23 protein-coding genes are annotated in these 20,350 nt (G+C 64.9%); 8 read left to right on the top strand and 15 right to left on the bottom strand.

The annotated features are described in order from the left end of the window. Position 1 precedes the first annotated feature (1 nt). Positions 2 to 1,441, top strand: a complete 1,440-nt coding sequence (locus tag GGD65_RS07215; protein WP_183234750.1) for a bifunctional serine/threonine-protein kinase/universal stress protein — start codon at positions 2 to 4, stop codon at positions 1,439 to 1,441. A gap of 24 nt (positions 1,442 to 1,465) precedes the next feature. On the opposite strand, the gene GGD65_RS07210 is transcribed toward GGD65_RS07215, so the two are convergent. The 4 genes from GGD65_RS07210 to rpe form a co-directional block, all read right to left on the bottom strand. Further along, complete coding sequence (locus GGD65_RS07210; protein ID WP_018316550.1) at positions 1,466 to 1,657, bottom strand: hypothetical protein; 192 nt, start codon at positions 1,655 to 1,657, stop codon at positions 1,466 to 1,468. 210 nt (positions 1,658 to 1,867) lie between these two features. Further along, positions 1,868 to 2,008, bottom strand: coding sequence for a hypothetical protein (locus tag GGD65_RS07205; RefSeq protein WP_177237224.1), 141 nt, complete (start codon positions 2,006 to 2,008; stop codon positions 1,868 to 1,870). A 90-nt stretch (positions 2,009 to 2,098) separates the two neighbouring features. Continuing rightward, complete coding sequence (locus GGD65_RS07200; RefSeq protein ID WP_183234749.1) at positions 2,099 to 2,686, bottom strand: hypothetical protein; 588 nt, start codon at positions 2,684 to 2,686, stop codon at positions 2,099 to 2,101. A gap of 47 nt (positions 2,687 to 2,733) precedes the next feature. Continuing rightward, a complete protein-coding gene (gene rpe, locus GGD65_RS07195; protein ID WP_018316546.1) occupies positions 2,734 to 3,435 on the bottom strand; it encodes a ribulose-phosphate 3-epimerase in 702 nt (233 codons plus the stop codon). A 254-nt stretch (positions 3,436 to 3,689) separates the two neighbouring features. Here rpe and GGD65_RS07190 point away from each other — a divergent pair, with 254 nt between their 5' ends. Continuing rightward, entirely contained in the window at positions 3,690 to 4,454 is a 765-nt protein-coding gene (locus tag GGD65_RS07190; RefSeq protein WP_183234748.1) for an EF-hand domain-containing protein, read from the top strand. Positions 4,455 to 4,466: 12 nt separating this feature from the next. On the opposite strand, the gene GGD65_RS07185 is transcribed toward GGD65_RS07190, so the two are convergent. From GGD65_RS07185 to GGD65_RS07175, 3 genes are read right to left on the bottom strand one after another with little or no spacing between them, the layout of a single operon-like run. Further along, on the bottom strand, positions 4,467 to 4,679 hold the full coding sequence (locus tag GGD65_RS07185) for a KTSC domain-containing protein (protein WP_092259112.1): 213 nt from the start codon (positions 4,677 to 4,679) through the stop codon (positions 4,467 to 4,469). 51 nt (positions 4,680 to 4,730) lie between these two features. Then, positions 4,731 to 5,726, bottom strand: coding sequence for a P1 family peptidase (locus GGD65_RS07180; protein ID WP_179734198.1), 996 nt, complete (start codon positions 5,724 to 5,726; stop codon positions 4,731 to 4,733). A 58-nt stretch (positions 5,727 to 5,784) separates the two neighbouring features. Continuing rightward, positions 5,785 to 8,592: a PAS domain S-box protein gene (locus GGD65_RS07175; protein WP_183234747.1), complete on the bottom strand. Its 2,808-nt coding sequence runs from the start codon at positions 8,590 to 8,592 to the stop codon at positions 5,785 to 5,787. A 245-nt stretch (positions 8,593 to 8,837) separates the two neighbouring features. Here GGD65_RS07175 and GGD65_RS07170 point away from each other — a divergent pair, with 245 nt between their 5' ends. Then, positions 8,838 to 9,224: a response regulator gene (locus GGD65_RS07170; protein WP_179734200.1), complete on the top strand. Its 387-nt coding sequence runs from the start codon at positions 8,838 to 8,840 to the stop codon at positions 9,222 to 9,224. 81 nt (positions 9,225 to 9,305) lie between these two features. Here the strand turns inward: GGD65_RS07170 and GGD65_RS07165 are convergent, their stop codons facing one another. From GGD65_RS07165 to GGD65_RS07145, 5 genes are all read right to left on the bottom strand, one after another. After that, entirely contained in the window at positions 9,306 to 10,424 is a 1,119-nt protein-coding gene (locus tag GGD65_RS07165; RefSeq protein WP_018316540.1) for a branched-chain amino acid ABC transporter substrate-binding protein, read from the bottom strand. A 161-nt stretch (positions 10,425 to 10,585) separates the two neighbouring features. Next, positions 10,586 to 11,329, bottom strand: coding sequence for an ABC transporter ATP-binding protein (locus GGD65_RS07160; protein ID WP_183234746.1), 744 nt, complete (start codon positions 11,327 to 11,329; stop codon positions 10,586 to 10,588). Further along, complete coding sequence (locus GGD65_RS07155; protein ID WP_183234745.1) at positions 11,326 to 12,159, bottom strand: ABC transporter ATP-binding protein; 834 nt, start codon at positions 12,157 to 12,159, stop codon at positions 11,326 to 11,328. The genes GGD65_RS07160 and GGD65_RS07155 overlap by 4 nt, the downstream gene beginning before the upstream one ends. After that, positions 12,156 to 13,475, bottom strand: coding sequence for a high-affinity branched-chain amino acid ABC transporter permease LivM (gene livM / locus GGD65_RS07150; RefSeq protein WP_179734204.1), 1,320 nt, complete (start codon positions 13,473 to 13,475; stop codon positions 12,156 to 12,158). The genes GGD65_RS07155 and livM overlap by 4 nt, the downstream gene beginning before the upstream one ends. 9 nt (positions 13,476 to 13,484) lie before the next feature. Further along, the gene (locus GGD65_RS07145; protein ID WP_018316536.1) at positions 13,485 to 14,402 is read right to left on the bottom strand and encodes an ABC transporter permease subunit; all 918 of its coding nucleotides are present in this window, start codon (positions 14,400 to 14,402) and stop codon (positions 13,485 to 13,487) included. 275 nt (positions 14,403 to 14,677) lie between these two features. Between GGD65_RS07145 and GGD65_RS07140 the strand changes: the two genes are divergently transcribed. Next, a complete protein-coding gene (locus GGD65_RS07140) occupies positions 14,678 to 14,860 on the top strand; it encodes a hypothetical protein (protein ID WP_018316535.1) in 183 nt (60 codons plus the stop codon). A gap of 303 nt (positions 14,861 to 15,163) precedes the next feature. Continuing rightward, positions 15,164 to 15,700: a hypothetical protein gene (locus GGD65_RS07135; protein WP_026201688.1), complete on the top strand. Its 537-nt coding sequence runs from the start codon at positions 15,164 to 15,166 to the stop codon at positions 15,698 to 15,700. On the opposite strand, the gene GGD65_RS07130 is transcribed toward GGD65_RS07135, so the two are convergent. The 3 genes from GGD65_RS07130 to GGD65_RS07120 are packed head-to-tail and all read right to left on the bottom strand — an operon-like array spanning position 15,662 to position 18,241. After that, positions 15,662 to 16,054 (bottom strand): carboxymuconolactone decarboxylase family protein, encoded by a 393-nt coding sequence (locus GGD65_RS07130; protein ID WP_018316533.1) that lies wholly within the window; start codon positions 16,052 to 16,054, stop codon positions 15,662 to 15,664. The genes GGD65_RS07135 and GGD65_RS07130 overlap by 39 nt on opposite strands. A 20-nt stretch (positions 16,055 to 16,074) precedes the next feature. After that, entirely contained in the window at positions 16,075 to 16,857 is a 783-nt protein-coding gene (gene pcaD, locus GGD65_RS07125; RefSeq protein WP_018316532.1) for a 3-oxoadipate enol-lactonase, read from the bottom strand. Between the two features lie 28 nt (positions 16,858 to 16,885). Further along, positions 16,886 to 18,241, bottom strand: coding sequence for a 3-carboxy-cis,cis-muconate cycloisomerase (locus tag GGD65_RS07120; RefSeq protein WP_183234744.1), 1,356 nt, complete (start codon positions 18,239 to 18,241; stop codon positions 16,886 to 16,888). Between the two features lie 172 nt (positions 18,242 to 18,413). Between GGD65_RS07120 and GGD65_RS07115 the strand changes: the two genes are divergently transcribed. The 3 genes from GGD65_RS07115 to GGD65_RS07105 all read left to right on the top strand — a co-directional run bounded on the left by GGD65_RS07115 (position 18,414) and on the right by GGD65_RS07105 (position 20,314). Further along, positions 18,414 to 18,860: a carbon monoxide dehydrogenase subunit G gene (locus GGD65_RS07115; RefSeq protein ID WP_092259130.1), complete on the top strand. Its 447-nt coding sequence runs from the start codon at positions 18,414 to 18,416 to the stop codon at positions 18,858 to 18,860. 134 nt (positions 18,861 to 18,994) lie between these two features. Next, complete coding sequence (locus GGD65_RS07110) at positions 18,995 to 19,480, top strand: (2Fe-2S)-binding protein (RefSeq protein ID WP_183234743.1); 486 nt, start codon at positions 18,995 to 18,997, stop codon at positions 19,478 to 19,480. A 27-nt stretch (positions 19,481 to 19,507) separates the two neighbouring features. Continuing rightward, positions 19,508 to 20,314, top strand: a complete 807-nt coding sequence (locus GGD65_RS07105; protein WP_018316528.1) for a xanthine dehydrogenase family protein subunit M — start codon at positions 19,508 to 19,510, stop codon at positions 20,312 to 20,314. The last annotated feature ends 36 nt before the right edge of the window (positions 20,315 to 20,350 follow it).

Below are 20,350 nucleotides of genomic sequence, written 5' to 3'. Positions count from 1 at the left end.
GATGCCGAAGCCCCTGGTCAAATCCGGTGCGTTGATCGATGGTTACACCATCGGTGAATGCGTTCATGCCGGCGGCATGGCGACGTTGTGGACGGTCACCCATCCCGGCATCGATGTACCCTTGCTGATGAAGATCCCGCGGGTGTCGGAGGGCGAGGATCCTGCCGCGATCGTCTCCTTCGAGATGGAGATGATGATCCTGCCGCGGCTGGCGGGTCCGCACGTCCCGGCCTGTTTCGGCACCGGCGATTTCGCGCACCAGGCCTATGTCGTGATCGAGCGCATCGACGGCACCACGCTCTACAAGCGGCTGCCTGACCTGCCGTTGCCCTACGACGAAGCGCGGCAGCTCGTCGCCAAGATCGCAACCGCGCTTGCCGATCTCCACCGCCAGAACGTGATCCATCACGACATCAAGCCGAGCAGCATCATGTTCCGCGAAACCGGCGAGGCGGTGCTGATCGACTACGGCCTGTCGCATCACAACCACCTGCCGGATCTTCTGCAGGAGGAATTCCGCCTGCCTTACGGCACCGCGCCCTACATGGCGCCCGAGCGGCTGTCAGGGGTGCGCGACGATCCGCGCAGTGATCTGTTTTCGCTTGGCGCGCTGCTCTATTTCTTCACGACTGGCGAGCGGCCGTTCGGCGAGGGCGAGACGATGGGCGCGATGCGGCGCCGGCTGTGGCGCGATCCGTATCCGCCGCGAAGCTTGCGCACCGACTACCCGCTCTGGCTTCAGGAAATAGTGTTGCGGTGTCTCGAGATCGAGCCGGTATGGCGCTATCCGACGGCATCCCAACTCGCCTTCGATCTCGTCCATCCGGACCAGGTCAAGCTCACCGCGCGCTCGGAGCGGGTGAAACGCGACCCAATCGGCGTCGCATGGCGTCGCCGCTTCAACCAGGGTGTCATGGCGCCGCGCGCGAAATCGGATGTCGCCGCCCAGATCGCATCGAGCCCCATCCTCGCCGTCGCGCTCGACACCGTGGAAGGCGCACCGGAGCTGAACGAGGCGCTGCGCGTGACTACCGAGCGCATCCTTGCCACCTTGCCGTCAGCACGGCTTGCCTGCGTCAACGTGCTCAAGCTGAACCGGATCGCGATCGACCGTACCCTGGACGAGCAGGGGTCCAACAAGCATATCGACCGCCTGGTCGCGCTCAGGCATTGGGCGACGCCGCTCAAGCTGGATGAGAGCCGGCTGTCGGCTCATGTGCTGGAGGCGGTCGATCCCGCCGCCGCGATCCTGGAGTTCGCCGAGGTCAACCAGGTCGACCACGTCATCATCGGCGCGCGGCAGAGCTCGTTCAGGCGCACGCTGCTCGGCAGCGTCTCGGCCAAGGTGGCTTCGGAAGCGGCCTGCACCGTCACCGTGGTGCGGCCGCCGCGGATGGCTGGGGACGCCGGCGAGCCCAATGCCGGCGAAGTGCCGGGATAGGCCGCCTGTCGACTTGAGGCTGGATCAGGCCGCGTGGACGGAGTGAACGGTGCGCTTGCGGCGGATCGGCCAACAGAATTGCGGGCCGGGCTCGCCGTGATCCGGACTGCCGCCGAAATATTGGATGATCTCGCGGCAGGGCTCGCAATTGAACAGGTTACGCGACGCGGATGCCTTGGTCATTTCCTTGAGGCAGTTCGGGCAGTGCGGTTTCATGGGAGGTGGTCCGGAAAAGAGTGTCTCAGTGTCGGCGCCGCGAAGGAAACGAATGATCGAGGTCCGAACAGTCGAACCCGGCATCGTCGTCTAGCCCGCCATCGGCTCGCTCGAGGCGGCCGAAGAAATAGTCGAGGCCCGGATGCGGGCGGCACGGGATCCGGCACCTGCGCTTCGGCTGGCGCTTCACGAGTGCGATCTGCATGGACGTCAGCCCCTGTCGCGGGCGCGACGGATGTTGCGGGCCGAACGGGCCGGAGCCTCGACCGGGCCGGCCGACGGACCGAGCACGACAAACGCACTGAAACCAATCCACAACGCCACGCCAGTCCAAACCAGGGTCGTCGTCATGATGTGCTCCCGCGAAAACAGGCAGGAATCACTTGCAGTGATTTGCACGAATCAGTGAAGTCCGGATGAGTACGGACGAAGGCTACAATTTTAAGCTTTACCCGTAGAAGCCGCAATTCTTTCCAGGTGCGACCGGCTTACTTTGCCGGTGCGCGCATGATCGAGGATATCCCGGATGCGCCGTGCGTCTCGAACGCAGCGAAACCCATAGCGCCCGGTGTAGTCGGTATCGGGCGAACGGGTCGAGCGCCCTGACGCAAAGTTGAGGTGGCCGACGCCGCCGCCGATGTCGAGGATTTCGAACACTGCATCCATGGCGTCGAACGAAGTAGCCGTCACGCTGCGTCTGCTCCAGGCCGTGCGCACGATCAGCGCGCGGTGGTCGGTGATCACATAAAGCGTCTGCAGTTCTTGCAGCAGCATCACGAACGGAGCTGCAACAATCCCAACTCCAAGCATCGCGAGAGGTTGGGTCGCTTGGTCGATCCAATCGTTCCTGACGGCGATGACGGTCAGCAACAACCAGGGAAATCCGATACACCAGAGAAATCGCCACATTGCCGCGCGGGCGATGCCGTCGGGCTGCCCCTGCCAGACCACTTGCTCTCCATCCTGAAGGGACTCGGCGAGAAGACGAAGCAGGCCGGCAGAAAACGGAGTGGCGCGGAGTTCATCCATCCCCGTTGGTCGCAGCGGCAGCAGCTCCGGTTCGGACAGCGATGGTCTCAGACCGCCTCGCCGCGTGCCCCCAGTGCTGCGTTGCGGATCGCGGCGATGTTGGCTTTGTACGAGTCCAGCGTGCCGCCCTTGAACACGGATGTACCGGCGACGAAGGCGTTGGCGCCGGCCGCGGCGAGCGCGCCCGCAACTTCGGGGCCGACGCCGCCATCAACCTCGATGTCGATCGGGCGTCCGGCCGTCATCGCGCGGATGTCGCGGATTTTGCCGATCGCGGAAGGGATGAAGGCCTGGCCGCCGAAGCCGGGATTCACCGACATCACCAGTACGAGGTCGACGAGGTCGAGGACATATTCGAGCGTGCTGATCGGCGTGCCGGGATTGAGCGAGACGCCGGCCTTCTTGCCGAGCGCGCGGATCGCCTGGAGCGAGCGGTGCAAATGCGGACCGGCCTCCGCATGCACCGTGATGTGGTCGCAGCCGGCTTTCGCAAAGGCCTCGAGATAGGGGTCACAGGGCGAGATCATCAGGTGCGCGTCGAACACCTTCTTCGTGTGCGGGCGCATCGCCTTGATGACATCGGGGCCGTAGGAGATGTTCGGGACGAAGTGACCGTCCATCACGTCGAGATGGATCCAGTCCGCGCCGGCGGCGTCGACGCTGCGCACCTCCTCGCCGAGCCTGGAGAAGTCCGAGGCCAGGATCGAGGGCGCGATTGCCAGGGGGCGGGGGGCGAAGGCTTGGGTCATGGCGCGGTTTCCCGTGGCGGCCGAAAGAAGATTGGGCCTCGCTAACATGGGCCTCCGTGGTCGGCAATGCAGGGCAGGCGTGCTTCCTGTGGGCGGAAATTTCTGCCGCGACCGGCATGATTTGCCGGTGTTCCCGGGCCGTCGAAGGTGCGGTGGCGGCGGATTTCATTGAACTTTTTGCGCTGGCACGACGCTTGCTGACGTTACCCGACAGAACATTGGCCGCGGCATGCCGCGTCGGTTGGAGTTGTGCAATGCTGTTAGCCCTTGGCGCCGTGTCCAGCGCGCTCGACGCGATCCAGTCGCTGACGAATTCGAAGTCGTCCTCGTCGACGCAGAAGGCCGGGTCGGCGCAGGGCGCGACCAATCCGTTCGCGATCGATAGCGGCAGCAGCAGCACGACCAGCGGCGCGACCTCGTCGGGCAATGCGGGGAGGTATCCGCAGATTTCGGCGGAGACGATGAACGCGCTGTTCGCGGCGCAGAGCCAATCGGCCGACGGCTCGGCTTCGTCGAACTCGACGTCCTCGACGTCGAAAGGTCGGGAAGCTGCACTGAAAGATCTGTTTTCGCGGATCGACGCGGATGGCGATGGCAAGATCACAAAATCAGAATTTGAGGACGCGCTCGGCGCCGGTGGCACCAATCTGGCGAAGGCCGACGAGGTGTTCTCGAAGATGGATGCGAACGCCGACGACAGCATCAACCTCGGCGAAATGACCAAGGCGCTGACGAGCGGCCGTCACGGCCACCATGCGCATGGCGCGGACGGCGCGGGCGATGGCTCGGATTCCTCGTCGAAGCCCAGCGGCGGATCGACCACGACCACGACGACCGCTGCCGACGGCTCGACCACGACGACCGTCACCTATGCCGACGGCTTCAAGATGTCGACGACGGTGCCGGGCGCCTCCAGCCCCCGCAATTCGGCTTACGATCTGTTCGCGCAGTTGATGCAGCAGCAAGGCGGGCAAGGCTCTTCGGCGGCTGCCGGTTCGTCGATGTCGATGAGCGTGTGAGCGGCATCCGAGTCAGCCGGCATATTCGTGCGTGATGTCACGATAGGCGTACCGGTCGCGGATCTCGTGGTTGAAGAACGCCCCCTTTAAGCGCGTTTCCCTGAACGCCGCGGCGACCTCGGGCGGAACATCCTCGTAGACATAAAGGCGTCCGCTAACGAAAGTCACCTTCAGCTCGCGCGTGTCCGGCGCATAGCGGAAGAAGCGGATCACGGACGACGGCATGGCGGTACACCTTGGCCCCGCCAGGACAACGCCGTATCCGCCGTTTCGTTTCTAGCCGAACCGGTCCATCCAGGCCGGCAGCGCTCCCGGGAACGGTAGCGCGGCTGCGCTATAGACGCCGCGGGCGATTGCGCGCGCGACCACGTTGGCCGCGACGGTGCCGAGTTCGGTGAGCCCGACCAGCGGATCGATCGGCTTCTCACCGGTGGCGGCCGCAAACAGCACGTCGCCATCCGTCGGTGCATGCACCGGGTAGATCGCGCGGGCAAAGCCGGTGTGTGCGATCATCGCGAGCCGCTTGGCCTGGGGCTTGGTCAGCACCGCGTCGGTGACGACCGCGCCAATGGTAGTGTTCTCGCGCGCGTTCGCGGCAGGGCCGCCCTTGATGCGCATGCGGAGCATGTCGTCTGTGAATTTGTCCGGCAGGCCGCGTCCGCCGAACTCGCCGTTCACCTCGAACGGCGCCGCCCAGAACCAAGGTCCGTTGCCGACGGTGACGCTTCCCACCGCGTTGACGGCGACGATCGCGGCGACCTTGACGCCATCGGGCGTCACCGCCGAGGCCGAGCCGAGCCCGCCCTTGAGCGTTGCGGTGGTGGCACCGAGGCCGGCGCCGACGCTGCCGATCGCGAAGTCGGTGCCGGCGGCGGCCGCCGCGGCGTAGCCGAGGTCGCGATAGGGCGAGAACCGTCCCCAGGCCTTGTCGCCCCCATTGAGCAGATCGAACAGGATCGCGCCCGGCACGATCGGGATCAGTGCTTCCCGAACCCGGTGGCCGCGGCCCTGCTCGGCGAGCCAGGCCTGCACCCCGCCCCCGGTATCGAGGCCAAACGCGGAACCGCCGGACAGTGCGATCGCGTCGACGCGCTCGACGGTGTTGGCGAGATCGAGCAGTGCATCTTCGCGCGTGCCGGGTCCGCCGCCGCGGACGTCGATCGCCGCGACCGCCGGCTGGTCGAAGATGATCGCGGTCGTGCCGGAGGCCACTTTCGTATCTTCGGCATGGCCAACGCGGACGCCGGCAATATCGGTGAGCAGATTTTTCAAGGCGGCCTCATCGTTGAGTGCAATTCGCGATCTGCGATAGCGCAGAGAGGACGCAGGCTCAACTGGCGAGTGCCGTCCTGAGCATCTTGGCAAGCTCGGACTTGCGGTAGGGCTTTGCCAGCAGCAGCACGCCGGAATCGAGCCGGCCGTGGTGGACGATGGCGTTCTCGGTGTAGCCCGAGGTGAACAATGTCTTCAGGTCCGGACGGCGGCGGGCGGCTTCATCGGCAAGCTGGCGACCGTTCATGTTGCCCGGCATGATGATGTCGGTGAAGAGCAGGTCGATGGTCTTGTCGTTGTCGATGATGGTCAGGGCCTCCGCGCCGTTGGCGGCCTCGAGCGCGGTGTAGCCGAGGCTCTTGACCTGGGTCACCACATATTGCCGCACCAGCGCATCGTCCTCGACGATCAGGATCTTCTCGTCGCCGCCGGTGATGGGCGCGTTCTGGAGCACTTCGATCTCGGTCTCCTGCACGCCGCTCGAGCGCGGCAGGTAGATCTTGACGCTCGTGCCGTGGCCTTCCTCGCTGTAGATCTTGACGTGGCCGCCGGACTGCTTGACGAAGCCGAACACCATGCTGAGCCCGAGCCCGGTGCCCTTGCCAACCTCCTTGGTGGTGAAGAAGGGGTCGAACACCCGGTCGATCAACTCCGGCGGAATTCCCGAGCCGGTGTCGCTGACCGCGATCATCACGTAACTGCCGGCGACCATGTCGGCATTCATGCTGGCATAGCCGTCGTCGAGGAAGACGTTGCGGGTCTCCAGCACCAGGGTGCCGCCATCGGGCATCGCGTCACGCGCGTTCAGCGCGAGGTTGAGGATCGCCGTGGAAAGCTGGCCGGGGTCGACCAGAGCCGGCCATGCATCCTCGGTGAGCTGCGGCATGATGGTGATCTGCTCGCCGAGGGTGGGGTGCAACAGCTTGGCGGCTTCCAGCGCCAGCGCATTGACGTCGATCTCGCGTGGCTGGAGCGGCTGCTTGCGGGCGAAGGCTAGCAGATGCTTGGTCAGCTGCGCGCCGCGCTCGGCGGCGTCGTCGATCAGCTTGGTGATCGCAGCCAGCTCGGGCCGGTCGGCGACCGCGTCCGACAAGATGCCGATCGTGCCGGTGATCACGGTCAGCACGTTGTTGAAGTCGTGAGCGACGCCGCCGGTCAACTGACCGATGGAATCCATTTTCTGGACCTGCCGGAACTGGGCTTCGGCGGCCTGCTTCTCCGTGAGATCCCGGCCGATGAAGAAGTGACGCTTCACCGGCTCGGACCAGGTGCCCATCCAGTTCAGCGTGACCTCGTGACCGTCGTAGTGATAGTAGCGCGCCTCGAAGCTGCGCTTGACCGCGCCGCGCCGCGCCGCACGCATCTCCTCCCGGGTTCTATCGAGGTCGTCGGGGTGGATGAACTCGGTGGCGCTGTGCCCGATCAGATCTTCCGGGCTGAAGCCGAGGATGTCCTTCACGCTCGGGCTGACCTGGATGAAATTGCCGAAACCGTCGGTGACCAGGATCAGGTCCTGCGAGGTCTCGAAGATGCGCTGTCGCTCCTCGATCTCGCGGCGAAGCTTTTCCCTGGATTGCTTCTCCTCGGTGATGTCGTGAGCGATCTTGGAGGCGCCGATGATCTCGCCGCTCTCGGCCCGAAGTGGCGAGACGTTGAGGACGACGTCGAGCGCGCGACCATCCTTCCTGAGACGGACGGTCTCGTGCTGGGCAATCGACTCGTTGCTGCTGATGCGATTGAGAATGCTCCTGACTTCCGGCTTGCGGTCCTCAGGCACGATGATGTCGATCGGCTTGCCGACGGCCTCTGCTGCGGAATAGCCGAACAGGTGCTCGGCGGCACGGTTCCAGCCGGTGATGGCGCCGTTGAGCGACTGGGTGATGATGGCGTCGTTGGAGGATTCGACGACGGCGCCATACAGCGCGAGGCGCTTGCCATAGAAGTCGCGATCCGACGCCGATTGCTCGCGCAGCCTGCCGACGAGACCCACCGTCCGGGCCTGAAGGCGAACGTTCTCGATCAGCAACACCGCCAGCACGAAGCTCGACGCGCAGAGGCCATAGAGACGGCCGGCGTAGAAACCGAGATCGAAGCGCACGACGTTGACGATCGCAGACAGCGCGATGTCGAACAGCCATGCGCACATCACGACCATGAGCCATATGTCGATCACCGAATGCGGGCGCCTGAACCACAGTGAAACGAGCGCGGCGAAGCTCAGCGACCAAACAAAAGACACGACCCCGATCATGGTCGGTGTGTATCGGCTGTCGCGGAGCAGGACCGGCAACAGATCGTGCTGGGCGGTGACGATCCAGGTGAAGGCAGCCATGGCCGCGATGACGCCGAGCACGATGGCGTAGATCACGTTGCTTGTCGTGCCCCGGACCCTGGGGCCGCCGTCCTTTTCCTTCAGCCAGGCATAGCCCAGCACGAACAGCGGGAAGGCGCCGTGCCAGACCATGTAGAGCCAGACCGTGGTCTGACTGCCGGCGCCAAACAGCCCGGTCGGCGCAAACAGGCCCGGGAAGGTGAGGGCATGGACCAGCGCTGCCGCGGCGGTGAACAGGTAGCCGGTCGACAGCCACAACAGGGCGCGGGTTCGCAGCACCGAAAACTGCGACAGCAACAGCACTGCTGTGATGATGTCGCTCACCGCCAGGGCGGATTGATAGCTCGCAACGAAGGCCGGAACCGGCGACAGCTGGATACCTGCGAACGGAACGGCCAAGGCGAACAGGATCGAGGAGACGCCGACGATCCACAGTGCCGCGGTCCGGTCGGCCGGTGCGGCCGGCAGCGTTGAAAGAAATGTGCTTCGGTCGATCGCAGGCACGTTCATCTCATGCAGACCCGTTTTGAGCATCTCCGCAGTTCCAAGATACGGCAGTCTTGATCTCCACGGTCCCCACGGTAGCCCGTTCCGGGCGCGTGTCGTGAACTGTTGCAGTGACGACTCAACCGAAGGTTACAGCTTACTTAATTTTGGTGGGAGCGCGGAATAGGGATGGGTAAGATGCGCTTTACTGGGCGGTGTCATAATGCCCTGCCGCCGCGGCGGGTTCCAGGCTTGAATCATACGATTTGGATCAATCTGTGGGGGTTGTTCCCATGCCTCGTATTCTCATCATCGACGACCAGAAGGACGTGCGCGCGATGGTCGCGATCGTGCTTCGGGTCAACCGTTACGAGGTTGCCGAGGCCGACAGCGGTGCGGCGGGGCTGAAAACCTTCGCGGAAGGCTCCTTTGACGCGGCAATCGTCGATATCTTCCTTGGTGACACCAGCGGCGTCGACGTCATCGCGAGCCTGCGCGAGCATGCGCCGGGACTTCCCATCATTGCGGTGTCCGGGATGACGACGCTCGATTTCCTGGACCAAGCGCCTCACCTCGCCAACGTGGTCTGCCTGCAAAAGCCGTTTCGGCCGAACGACCTCCTGCAAGCACTGCGGAAGGCCCAGGCTGCGGCCAGCGGCGAACTGCCTGCGGCCGTCTGAACCGCCCGCGAAAAGAAACGCCCCGGGCGAGCCGGGGCGTGGTGACGATCGTATGGCGGCCCGAGGGCGCGTCAAGCGGGCTTAGGTGCCGTTGCCCTTGATCTCGGCATAGTTGCCCTTCGCGTCCCATTTGTAGACGACGTAGTCGATCTGCTTGATATCGCCCTTGGCGTCATACTCGATCGGACCGATCACGGTGTCCCACTTGCCGGCCTTCATCGCCTCCATGACCTTCTTGGCGTCGGTGGTGCCGGCCTTCTTGGCCGCCTGCGACCACACCTGCATCGCCGCGTAGGTGTAGAGGGTGTAGCCCTCGGGGTCGATATTCTTGGCCTTGAAAGCCTCCACGATCTTCTTCGCGGTCGGCTTGTTGCGCGGATCGGGGCCGAAGGTGAACAGCGTGCCTTCGCCGGCCGGGCCGGTGATGGAGGCGTACTCCTTGTCGGCGAGCGCGTCGCCGGCCATCAGCACGGTCTTGAGGCCCTGGTCGCGCATCTGACGCAGGATCAGGCCGCTCTCCTGATGGTACCCGCCGACATAGACGAGGTCGATGTTGTCACGCTTCAAGCGCGAGACGATCGCGTTGAAGTCCTTGTCGCCCTTGTTGTAGGACTCGTACATCTTCTCGGTGACGCCGGCCTTGTTGAGCGCCTTCTTGGTCTCGTCGGCAAGACCCTTGCCGTAGGTGGTCTTGTCGTTGAGGATCGCGATGTTCTTGCCCTTGTAGTTCTTGGCGATGTACTGCGCCGCGATCAGGCCCTGCTGATCGTCACGACCGCAGACGCGCGCCACGTTCCAGAGCTTGCGCTCGGTGAACAGCGGATTGGTCGAGGCCGGCGTGATCTGCAGCACGTTGCCGTCGGCATAGGCTTCGGAAGCCGGGATCGACGACGACGAGCAATAGTGCCCGGCCACGAACGGGATTTTCGCGCCGGCGATCTTTTCGGCGATCGAGCGCGCCTGCTTCGGGTCGCAGGCATCGTCCTCGACGGAAAGCGCGAGCTTCTTGCCGTTGACGCCGCCTGCGGCATTGATATCGGCCACGGCCATTTCGGCGCCGTTCTTCATCTGGCGGCCGAAGGCGGATTCGCCGCCGGTCATCGGGCCTGCGACTGCGACGGTGACATCCTGCGCGAACGCCGCGCTCGAAAGCGCGATCGACGCGCCGAATGCCAGACCGATGAGCTTCAGTGACTTCATGAGATACCTCGCGGGTGGTCGCCTGTGGAAGTTGCCGGGCGTGCCCGGTTCAAACCGGCGCCATTCTCGAATGAATTTACCGAGAAGTCACCGGCAAAATACGGGCATCGGCAGAGATATCTCGCCACACGGGGCCGCACGCGGGTCGGGCTGCCGGCCGGTCAGCCGTGCCGGCCGCCTTCCAGGTAGGCCGCGCGAATCTCGGGGCGCTGCAACAATTCGGCGCCGGTACCGGCCAGCGTGATCAGGCCATTGACCATGACATAGCCGCGATGGGCGAGCTTGAGGGCGTGGTTGGCGTTCTGCTCGACGATCAGGACGGTCAAGCCGTCCTGCCGGTTCAGGGTGCGGATCGCATCGAAGATCTGGCGCGCGATCAGCGGCGCAAGGCCAAGCGAGGGCTCGTCGAGCAGGAGCAGGCGGGGACGGCTCATCAAGGCGCGGCCGATCGCCAGCATCTGCTGCTCGCCGCCGGACAGCGTTCCGCCGCGCTGGGCGTAGCGTTCCTTCAGCCGCGGAAACAGCGTGAAGACGCGTTGCAGCGTCGCCTCGCGTTCGCCCTCGGTGCATTCGGTGGCATCCGCCCCCATCTGGAGGTTTTCCGCCACGCTCATGCGCGGGAAGACGCGGCGGCCCTCCGGCGATTGCGCAATGCGCAAATGCGCGATCTCGTGGGTGGGGACGTCGGTGATGTCGCGGCCTTCGTACAGGATCTGGCCGGCGCGGGCGCGCGGCTTGCCGAAGATCGTCATCATCAGCGTCGATTTGCCGGCGCCGTTGGCGCCGATCAGCGCCACGATCTCGCCGGCATTGATCTCGATGTCGACGCCCTTCAGCGCCTCGATCTTGCCGTAGGCGGCGCGCAAGCCCCGGATCGCGAGCAGGGGAGAGGGTGCCGCGGTCACGACCCGCCCTCCATCACGGCTGCCGCCTCTTCCTCGTCGGCGCCGAGATAGGCTGCGATCACCTTGGGATCGTCGCGGACCTCGCGCGGCGTGCCTTCGGCGATCTTGACGCCATGGTCCATCACCACGATGTGGTCGGAGATCTCCATCACCACCGACATGTCATGCTCGATCAGGAGGATCGAGGTCCCGAGCTCGTCGCGGATCGAGAGCAGGAGCTCGCTCAAGGCCGCGCTCTCGCGCGCATTGAGGCCGGCGGCGGGCTCGTCCAGGCACAGAAGCGCGGGTTCGGTGCACATCGCGCGCGCGATCTCGAGCCGGCGCTGGTCGCCATAGGCGAAATTGCCGGCGGCATCGTCGGCGCGGTCGAGCAGATTGACTCGCTTGAGCCAGTCCGTGGCGAGATCAATCGCGCGCTTTTCGGCGTCGCGATAGCCGGGGGCGCCGATCAGGCCGAGGAAGGTGAAGCCGGAGGCGCGCATCAGTGCGTTGTGCTGCGCCACCATCAGGTTTTCCAGCGCGGTCATGCCGGGAAACAGCCGGATGTTCTGGAAGGTGCGGGCCACCTTGGCTTGCTTGGCGATGCGGAAATCGTTCAGCCGCTCCAGCGCGATCGTCCTGCCGCCGTCATGGGTGAGGCGAACGGCGCCGCCGCTCGGCTTGTAGAATCCGGTGATGCAGTTGAAGACGGTGGTCTTGCCGGCGCCGTTCGGCCCGATCAGCGCGGTGATCTTCTTCCGCTCGGCGGCGAAAGAAAGGTCCTGCACGGCGACGATGCCGCCGAAACGCATGGCGAGCCGGTCGACGCTGAGAATCTTGTCGCCGCTCATCCGTGGCCTTCCTTGACGAGGTCGGAGGAGATCGCTTTCGCCTTGGTCAGATACACGGTGGGTGCGCGATGGCCGATCAGGCCGCGCGGCCGCCAGATCATGATCAGCACCATGGCCATGCCGAACACCAGCATGCGATAGCCCTCCAGGCCCCGGAACAGCTCGAAGCCGCCGATCATGGCGAGCGCGGAGAGCGCGACGCCGAGCTGCGAGCCCATGCCGCCGAGGACGACGATGGCGAGCACCAGCGCCGATTCCTGGAAGGTGAAGGATTCCGGGCTGATGAAGCCCTGCCGGGTGGCGAAGAACGCGCCGGCAAAGCCGCCGAACATCGCCCCCGTCGCGAACGCCGTGAGCTTGGTGGTCGTGGTGTTGATGCCGAGCGCGCGGCAGGCGACCTCGTCCTCGCGCAAGGCTTCCCACGCGCGTCCGATCGGCAGGCGGCGCAGGCGGATCGTCGCCCAGTTGGTGAGCAGCGCCAGCGCCAGGATCAGATAGAACAGGAAGACGATGCGGTGCGTCGGCGAATATTCGATCCCGAGCCTGGCGGCGAGCCCGTCGTCGCTGTTGTCGAGCGGGATGCCGAAGAAGGTGGGGCGGGGAATGCCGGAGACGCCGTTGGGGCCGCCGGTGAGATCCTGCCAGTTGATGATGACGAGGCGGATGATCTCGCCGAAGGCGAGCGTCACGATGGCGAGATAGTCGCCGCGCAGGCGCAGCACGGGGAAGCCGAGCAGGACGCCCCAGAAGGCGGCAAGGATGCCGGCGAGCGGCAGGCAGATCCAGAACGACCAGCCGAAATTGGTGGCGAGCAGTCCGTAGGAATAGGCGCCGACCGCATAGAAGGCGACGTAGCCGAGATCGAGCAGGCCGGCGAGGCCGACCACGACGTTCAATCCCCAGCCCAGCATGACATAGGTGAGCACAAGGATCGCGAGGTCGAGGATGTAGCGCTGATTATAGAAGATCACCGGCACCAGCAGCGTGAAGATCAGGAGCGCCGGCGCGAGGTAGCGGCCAATGAACGATATGCCGCTCTGCACCGCCGGCGGTACCAGCTTCTCGGCGCCGGTCGGGCCGATCCATTGCCGAAGCAGCTCGATCACGATCGAACCGCCGAATACGGCGGCGACGATGGAGGCGAGGTCGCCGAAGCGGGTCCAATAGGTGAGCTGGCCGGAGGCGCCCGCCTCGGTGCGGATGCCGATCATCAGCGAGAACAGCACCAGCGCGATCAGCGCGTTGATGAAGGCCGTCTTCAGGAGAGCGACGATGCCCGTTGCAGGTTTGGCCGTGTTGATCGAGGGAGCTGTCACGCGCGACCGTCAGACTTTTTCGACTTCGGGACGGCCGAGCAGGCCGGTCGGCATGAAGATCAGCACCACGATCAGGATCGAGAACGCGGCGACATCCTTGTACTCGACCGAGAAATAGGCCGACCAGAACGTCTCGATCAGGCCGATCGCGAGGCCGCCGAGCATGGCGCCGGGCAGCGAGCCGATGCCGCCGAGCACCGCAGCGGTGAACGCCTTGATGCCGGCAACAAAGCCCATGAAGAAATCGACGAGGCCGTAATAGAGCAGGTACATCAGGCCCGCGACCGCGGCGAGCGCGGCACCGATCACGAAGGTCATGGAGATGGTGCGGTCGACGTCGACGCCGAGCAGCGCCGCCATGGTCTGGTCCTGCTCGCAGGCGCGCATGTCGCGTCCGAGCCGGGTGCGCGACACCAGCCAGGTGAAGAGGGCCAGCAGCACGATGGTGGTGATCACCACCATGATCTGGATGTTGGAGAGCTGGATCACGAAGCCGTCCGTGCTCTCATGCAGGGTGTAGCCGCCGGTGATGAAGGGCGGGATCGGCTTGACGCGCGCGCCTTGCGCCACTTGCGAAAAATTGGTCAGCACGAAGGACATGCCGATCGCCGACAGCATCGGGGCGAGGCGGAAGGAGTGGCGAAGCGGTCGGTAGGCGATGCGCTCGATGGTCCAGCCATAGAGCGCGGTGATCGCCATCGAGACCAGCAGCACGACCAGCAGGATCAGCGGGATCGCGGTCAGTCCGAACGAGATCAGGATCAGGAAGGTGATCAGGGCGATGAAGCCGCCGATCATGAAGACGTCGCCATGGGCGAAGTTGATCATGCCGACGATGCCGTAGACCATCGTGTAGCCGATGGCGATCAGGCCGTAGATCGAGCCCAAAACGAGACCGTTGATGAGCTGCTGGGCGAAGTAATCCATGGGCTGCCGTACCAAACCTGACGCGGGCTCAAAGGGAGCTCTTAGGAGAGTGGGTTTCTTGGGCCGTTTCTTGGGCCCCGGCAGCCCCTAGCATTCTTCCGGATTTGTAACAGGAGGGAACTGGCGGCTGCAACAGCTCACGCTCCGGCAAAAGGTCTTGTACAGAGCTCATTTGGCCGGCGGTTCCGCAACTGCGAGGAACCCGGTTCCGCGGGCAACCAAAGCTGATGCCGGCCGTTATCTCGCCTCTGACGTCCAACAAGGGAGTTCCCCGAATGACGAAGCAGCAGAACCAGAATCCGGGTCAGCAGAGTCAGAACCCCGGCCAGCAGCGCCCAGGTCAACAGCCGGGCCAGCAGCAGGGCGGCGGCCAGAAACCCGGACAGCAGCAGCAGAACGATCCGATGCGCCAGGGCGATCGGCCCGGCCAGCAGCAGGGCGGCCAGCAGGACAAGTAATTTGGGAGCCCGAGAACGAAGGGTAGTGAGGAGGGCCCCGCCGCAAGGCGGGGTCTTTTTTTGGGGGGCAATTGTTTGCCGCGTTATTCCGGGATGGTGCGTTGGCACCAGACCCGGAATCTCGAGATTCTCAGGTGCGCAATTGCGCACCATAGCTCGATGCTGCGCATCGCCCCGAAATGACGAGGGGCAGGGCAGTTAAGGTAAACAAAGGGTTTAAATTGCCGCCACAGTCTGATGCGAGTTAGCTCCCGGCAAAGCCTTCCCAGCGGAAGGCGCGTGGTCGACGAAGCGGGAAGCGGCATGTTCAGGAATTGGCGGATCGGCTCGGTCAACGGCGCGCTGCTGGCGGCCTATTTCATTCCGGCCTGGACCATCGTCGCCTTCAACATCATCGTCGCGCCGGTGCATGGCCTCTACGAGCGGCCGAGCGTTGCCGTCGCACTGTTCCTCAGCGACCATCTCCAGATGGCAGGGATGAGCACGGTGCGCGCGGCCTGGCTGCTTGCGCTGGGCCGGCTCACAGTGGTGGCGTTCTTTGCGATCTATCTCGCTCTGCTCTGCGTGCCCCGAATCCGCAAGTCCGGCGGCAGCGATGAGGCGCTCGGGATCGCGCTGGCGATCGGCAGCCTGATCTCGTTTGCCAGCATGGTGATGGCTTCGAAGGTCGGCGAGATGGCCGCGCTCCGGCTGCATGCCACCGAGCTGCTGCTGCTGCTCGGCGCTGCCATCGTGATCCTGATCGAGCGGCCCGATGCTGCTCCGCAGATCGTCGAGACCCCTGCCGAGATCCCTGCCTCGCTAGGACTCGAGCAGGCCGAGCTCCTGCACAATCGCTGAGGCTTCCTTGACGGCGTGGTTCGCCGCCGGCACGCCGCAATAGATCGCCTGCTGCAGCAGGATTTCCTTGATGTCGTCGGGGGTGAAGCCCCCCTCCGCGAGCGCCGCACGCACATGCAGGCGAAACTCGTCCCATTGCCCGAGTGCGACCATGGTGCCGATCACCAGCACCCGGCGCGTGCGCTCGTCGAAATGCGGCCGCGTCCAGATTTCGCCCCAGGCGTAGCGGGTGATCATGTCCTGGAAGTCGGTGTTGAAGGCGTTGCGGTTCGCGATCGACTTGTCGACCCAGGCATTGCCCAGCACCTTTCGGCGCACGTTCATGCCGGCATCGCGGCGCTTCTGGTCGTCCATTGTGTTTCTCCGGATAACAACTAGCGCTGCGTCAAAAATCCCACCACCGCATCCGTGAACGCGTGCGGCTGCTCGACGTTGGAAATGTGGGCGGCGTCGATGATGGTCATGCTTGCGCCCGGAATATTCGAGCGGATCAGCTCACCCGCCGAGATCGGCGTCGCCATGTCGTGGCGGCCGGCGATCACCAGAGTCGGACTCTTGATCTTCGGCAGCAGCGCGCGCTGGTCGAGCGTCGACAGCGCCTCGCAGCAGGCGAGGTAGCCTTCGACGGGCGAGGCGAGCAGCATCGATTTCATCTTCGCGGTGATGTCAGGCTCGCGCTCGCGGAAGTCCTGCGTCAGCCATCCCGCGATCACGGCATCGGCGACCGCGGCGATGCCGCCCTTCTTCACGGCGTCGATGCGCTCCAGCCATTTGGTCGGCTCGGCATAGTAGCAAGAGGTATTGGCGAGGATGAGCTTGCCGAAGCGCTCCGGCGCGTTGGCGCCCAGCCATTGCCCGACCATGCCGCCCATCGACAAGCCACACCAATGCACCTTCTCGATGTTGAGGTCGTCGAGGATCGCGAGCACGTCGCGGCCGAAGCGCTCCATGGTGTAGGGGCCGGGCGGAACGTTCGACTTGCCGTGGCCGCGGCGGTCGTAGCGGATGACGCGAAATACCTGCGTCAGCGCCTTCATCTGGGGCTCCCACATCTGCAGCGTGCAGCCGAGCGAGTTGGAGAGCATCAGCGTCGGCCCGCCGTCGCGGCCCTCGACGGAGACGTTGAGCAGGCAACCGTCGGCATCGATCATGGGCATGCGGCGCCTCCGTCGTATTCTGCGGTCTTTATTTGCGGTCGAGGCTGTCGAGCAGCCGGTCGATCAAGGCTTGGGAAGCCCCTTGATAGGCCATCGGTTCGAACAATGCCGCAATTTTTTCCGGCGAAAGGTGCGCAGTGACCTGCGAATCGGCGGTCAGCACCTCGCGCAGATGTTTCTTCTCGGCAACCGCGCGCTTGCTGGCGGCCTCGATGAGATGATGCGCGTCGCTCTTGCCGATCTTGTCGGCCAGCGCAAAGGTGACCGCTTCCGCCATGATCAGCCCGTGGGTTGCATCGAGATTGCTGCGCATGCGCGCTGCGTCGACGTCGAGGCCCTCGGCGATGTCGACGATGGCGGCCAGCGCCCCCGAGGTGACCAGCATCAATTGCGGCAGCGTCGGCCATTCCGCGTGCCAGGGACCCGCGCTGCGCTCATGATCCTGCACTTGAGCCGCAAATATCGTCGCTGCAAGCTGCGGAGCCATTGTGGCGGCGCCCAGCGCGCTTGCGGCGGAGACCGGGTTGCGCTTGTGCGGCATGGTCGAGGAGCCTCCGCGGCCTTCGCCGGCGGGCTCGAAGGCTTCGCCGACATCGGTCTGCATCATCAGCGAAACGTCGCGCGCGATCTTGCCGCAGGTTCCTGCCAGAATAGCGAAAGCCGAAGCGGCCTCCGCGATGCGGTCGCGATGGGTGTGCCAGGGCGCTTCCGGTAGCGGCAGGTTCAACTCCTGCGCGAGACGCTCTGCCACGGCAAGCCCCTTGTCCCCGAGGGCCGCGAGCGTGCCGGCGGCGCCACCGAATTGCAGCGCGAGGCCCTCCCGGGACAGCCGCCGCAGGCGGCATCGGGCGCGGGCGAGGCTTGCGGCATATTCGGCGGCCTTGAGCCCGAACGGCATCGGCAGCGCGTGCTGCAGCCAGGTCCGTGCCACCATCGCGGTGTTGCGATGGCTGCGCGCCAGCGCGGCGAATCCCCTGATGGCGCGGCTGAGGTCGGCGTCCAGCGCATCGAGGCCGGCGCGAAGCGTGAGCATGGTCGCGGTGTCGATGACATCCTGGCTGGTGGCGCCCCAATGCACGTAGCGCGCGGCCTCCGTGTCTGCCTTGCCGACATTGGCGGTCAGCATCTTGACCAGGGGAATCGCCAGATTGCCCGATCGCGTCGCGGCCTCCGCCAGCGCCGTCATGTCAAAGGAATCGGCCTTGCATGCGGCCTCGATCGAGACCACCGCAGAGGCCGGAATCACATCCGTGGCGGCCTCCGCGCGTGCCAGGGCTGCCTCGAAATCGAGCATGTTCTGCAGGGTCGACCGGTCATCGCAGACCGCGCGCATGGCGGCGCTCGACAGCATCGGTGCGAGCAGGGGGGAGAGGGATGTGCTCATGTTGCGCGCGACCTAATCATCATGGCCCGGCTGTGCCAATCCCCAAGCGCCCGCACACGTCTTTTTGCAGTTGCGAATATGCATTGCACGTGACCGGGCGCCGCCCTTTCCTTTGCCGCGTCCCTGCGTTACTTGATCAGCACAATAGTTACGCGATCCGGGAGGCACCCTCATGGCCATGACGATGAACGGCGAAGTCCAGCTTGCGGCGTCCCGTGAGGCCGTGTGGGCCAAGCTCAACGATCCCGAGGTGCTGAAGGCCTGCATCCCGGGCTGCGAGGAGCTCGAGAGGACCGAGGACGGCGGCTTTCGCGCTACGGCGAAAATGAAGGTCGGCCCGGTGTCGGCACGCTTCAAGGGCAAGGTCACACTCTCCGATCTCGACCCGCCGAACGGCTACAAGATCTCGGGCGAGGGCGAGGGCGGGGTCGCCGGCTTCGCCAAGGGTGGCGCGGTGGTCAAGCTGGCGGAGAAGGACGGCGGCACGCTGCTGTCTTACGATGTCGAGGCGCAGATCGGCGGCAAGTTGGCGCAGCTCGGCCAGCGCCTCATCAACGGTGCCGCCAAGAAACTCGCCGACGAATTTTTCGCGAACTTCGCCAAGGCGGTACAGGGCTGAAGGTCATCGCCTTCGGCATGGCACCTTGCGTCCCGGGCGATGTTGCCCCGGGGCATAATGGCCCATATGATGGGTTGGAATAATTATAAGAACCGCTTCGACGGGACCCGTCGGGGCGCTGATAGAGAGTGCTTATGGCAAAAATCTCCCTCATCGTGAACGGCAATCCAGTCACCGCCAACGTCGATCCCCGCACCCTCCTGGTGCAGTTTCTGCGCGAGAATCTGCGCCTGACCGGCACCCATGTCGGCTGCGACACCTCGCAGTGCGGCGCCTGCGTCGTGCATGTCGACGGCAAGGCCGTGAAATCCTGCACCACGCTTGCGGTGATGGCCGACGGCCACGAGGTCAAGACGATCGAGGGGCTGGCCGCAGACGGCGCGCCGCTGCATCCGATGCAGGAGGCCTTCCGCGAGCACCATGGCCTGCAATGCGGCTTCTGCACGCCGGGCATGATCATGACCGCGATCGACATCGTGCACCGCAAGGGCAACGAGCTCGACGACCATACGATCCGGGAAGAACTAGAAGGCAATCTCTGCCGCTGCACCGGCTACGAGAACATCGTCGCCTCGATCTCCGCCGGCGCCAAGGCGATGGCGAAATCCGACCTCGCGTAACGCGCATCCCGCGATCAGGACATTCAGATGTACGAATTCAAATATCATCGCCCCGGGACCGTGCGGCAGGCCGCCAACCTCCTGGTGAAGAACGAAGACGCCAAGGTGATCGCCGGCGGCCACACGCTGATTCCCGTCATGAAGCAGCGCCTCGCCAGCCCCCCGCACCTGGTCGACCTCTCCCATATCGAGGGGCTCAATACGATCGAGATGAAGGGCCGCTCGCTGGTGATCGGCGCCACCGCCAAGCACGCCGAGGTCGCGACGTCCGCGGTCGTCGGCGAGGCGATCCCGGCGCTCGCCAATCTTGCCGGCGGAATCGGTGATCCCGCCGTACGTCACAAGGGTACGATCGGCGGCTCGCTCGCCAACAACGACCCGACCGCGGACTATCCGGCCGCCGTGCTCGCGCTGGGCGCGACCATCGTTACCAACAAGCGGCGCCTCAAGGCCGAAGAGTATTTCCAGGGCCTGTTCTCGACCGCGCTGGAAGCCGACGAGATCATCACCAAGGTGATGTTCCCGCTGCCGAAGAAGGCGGCCTACATCAAGTTCCGCAACCAGGCCTCGCGCTATGCGCTGGTCGGCGTGTTCGTGGCACGGCGTCCGTCCGACGTGCGGGTTGCCGTCACCGGCGCCGGCTCCGAAGGCGTGTTCCGCGTCACTGCGTTCGAGGAAGCCCTCAAGAAGCGCTTCGCCGCGAAGGCGCTTGACGGCATCGAGGTGCCGGCCGAGGGCCTCAACAGCGATATCCACGGCAGCGCCGAATACCGCGCGCACCTCATCGGCGTGCTGACGCGGCGTGCCCTCGATGCCGCCAATGCCAAGGAGTGAGTGAACCTCACGCCTCGGCCAAACTTGTCCCGGTGA

This window comes from Bradyrhizobium sp. CIR18, from assembly GCF_014198295.1.
GTDB lineage: Bacteria > Pseudomonadota > Alphaproteobacteria > Rhizobiales > Xanthobacteraceae > Bradyrhizobium.
Note: the sequence above shows the minus strand (reverse complement) of the source record. Positions and strands in the feature narration are given on the sequence as shown.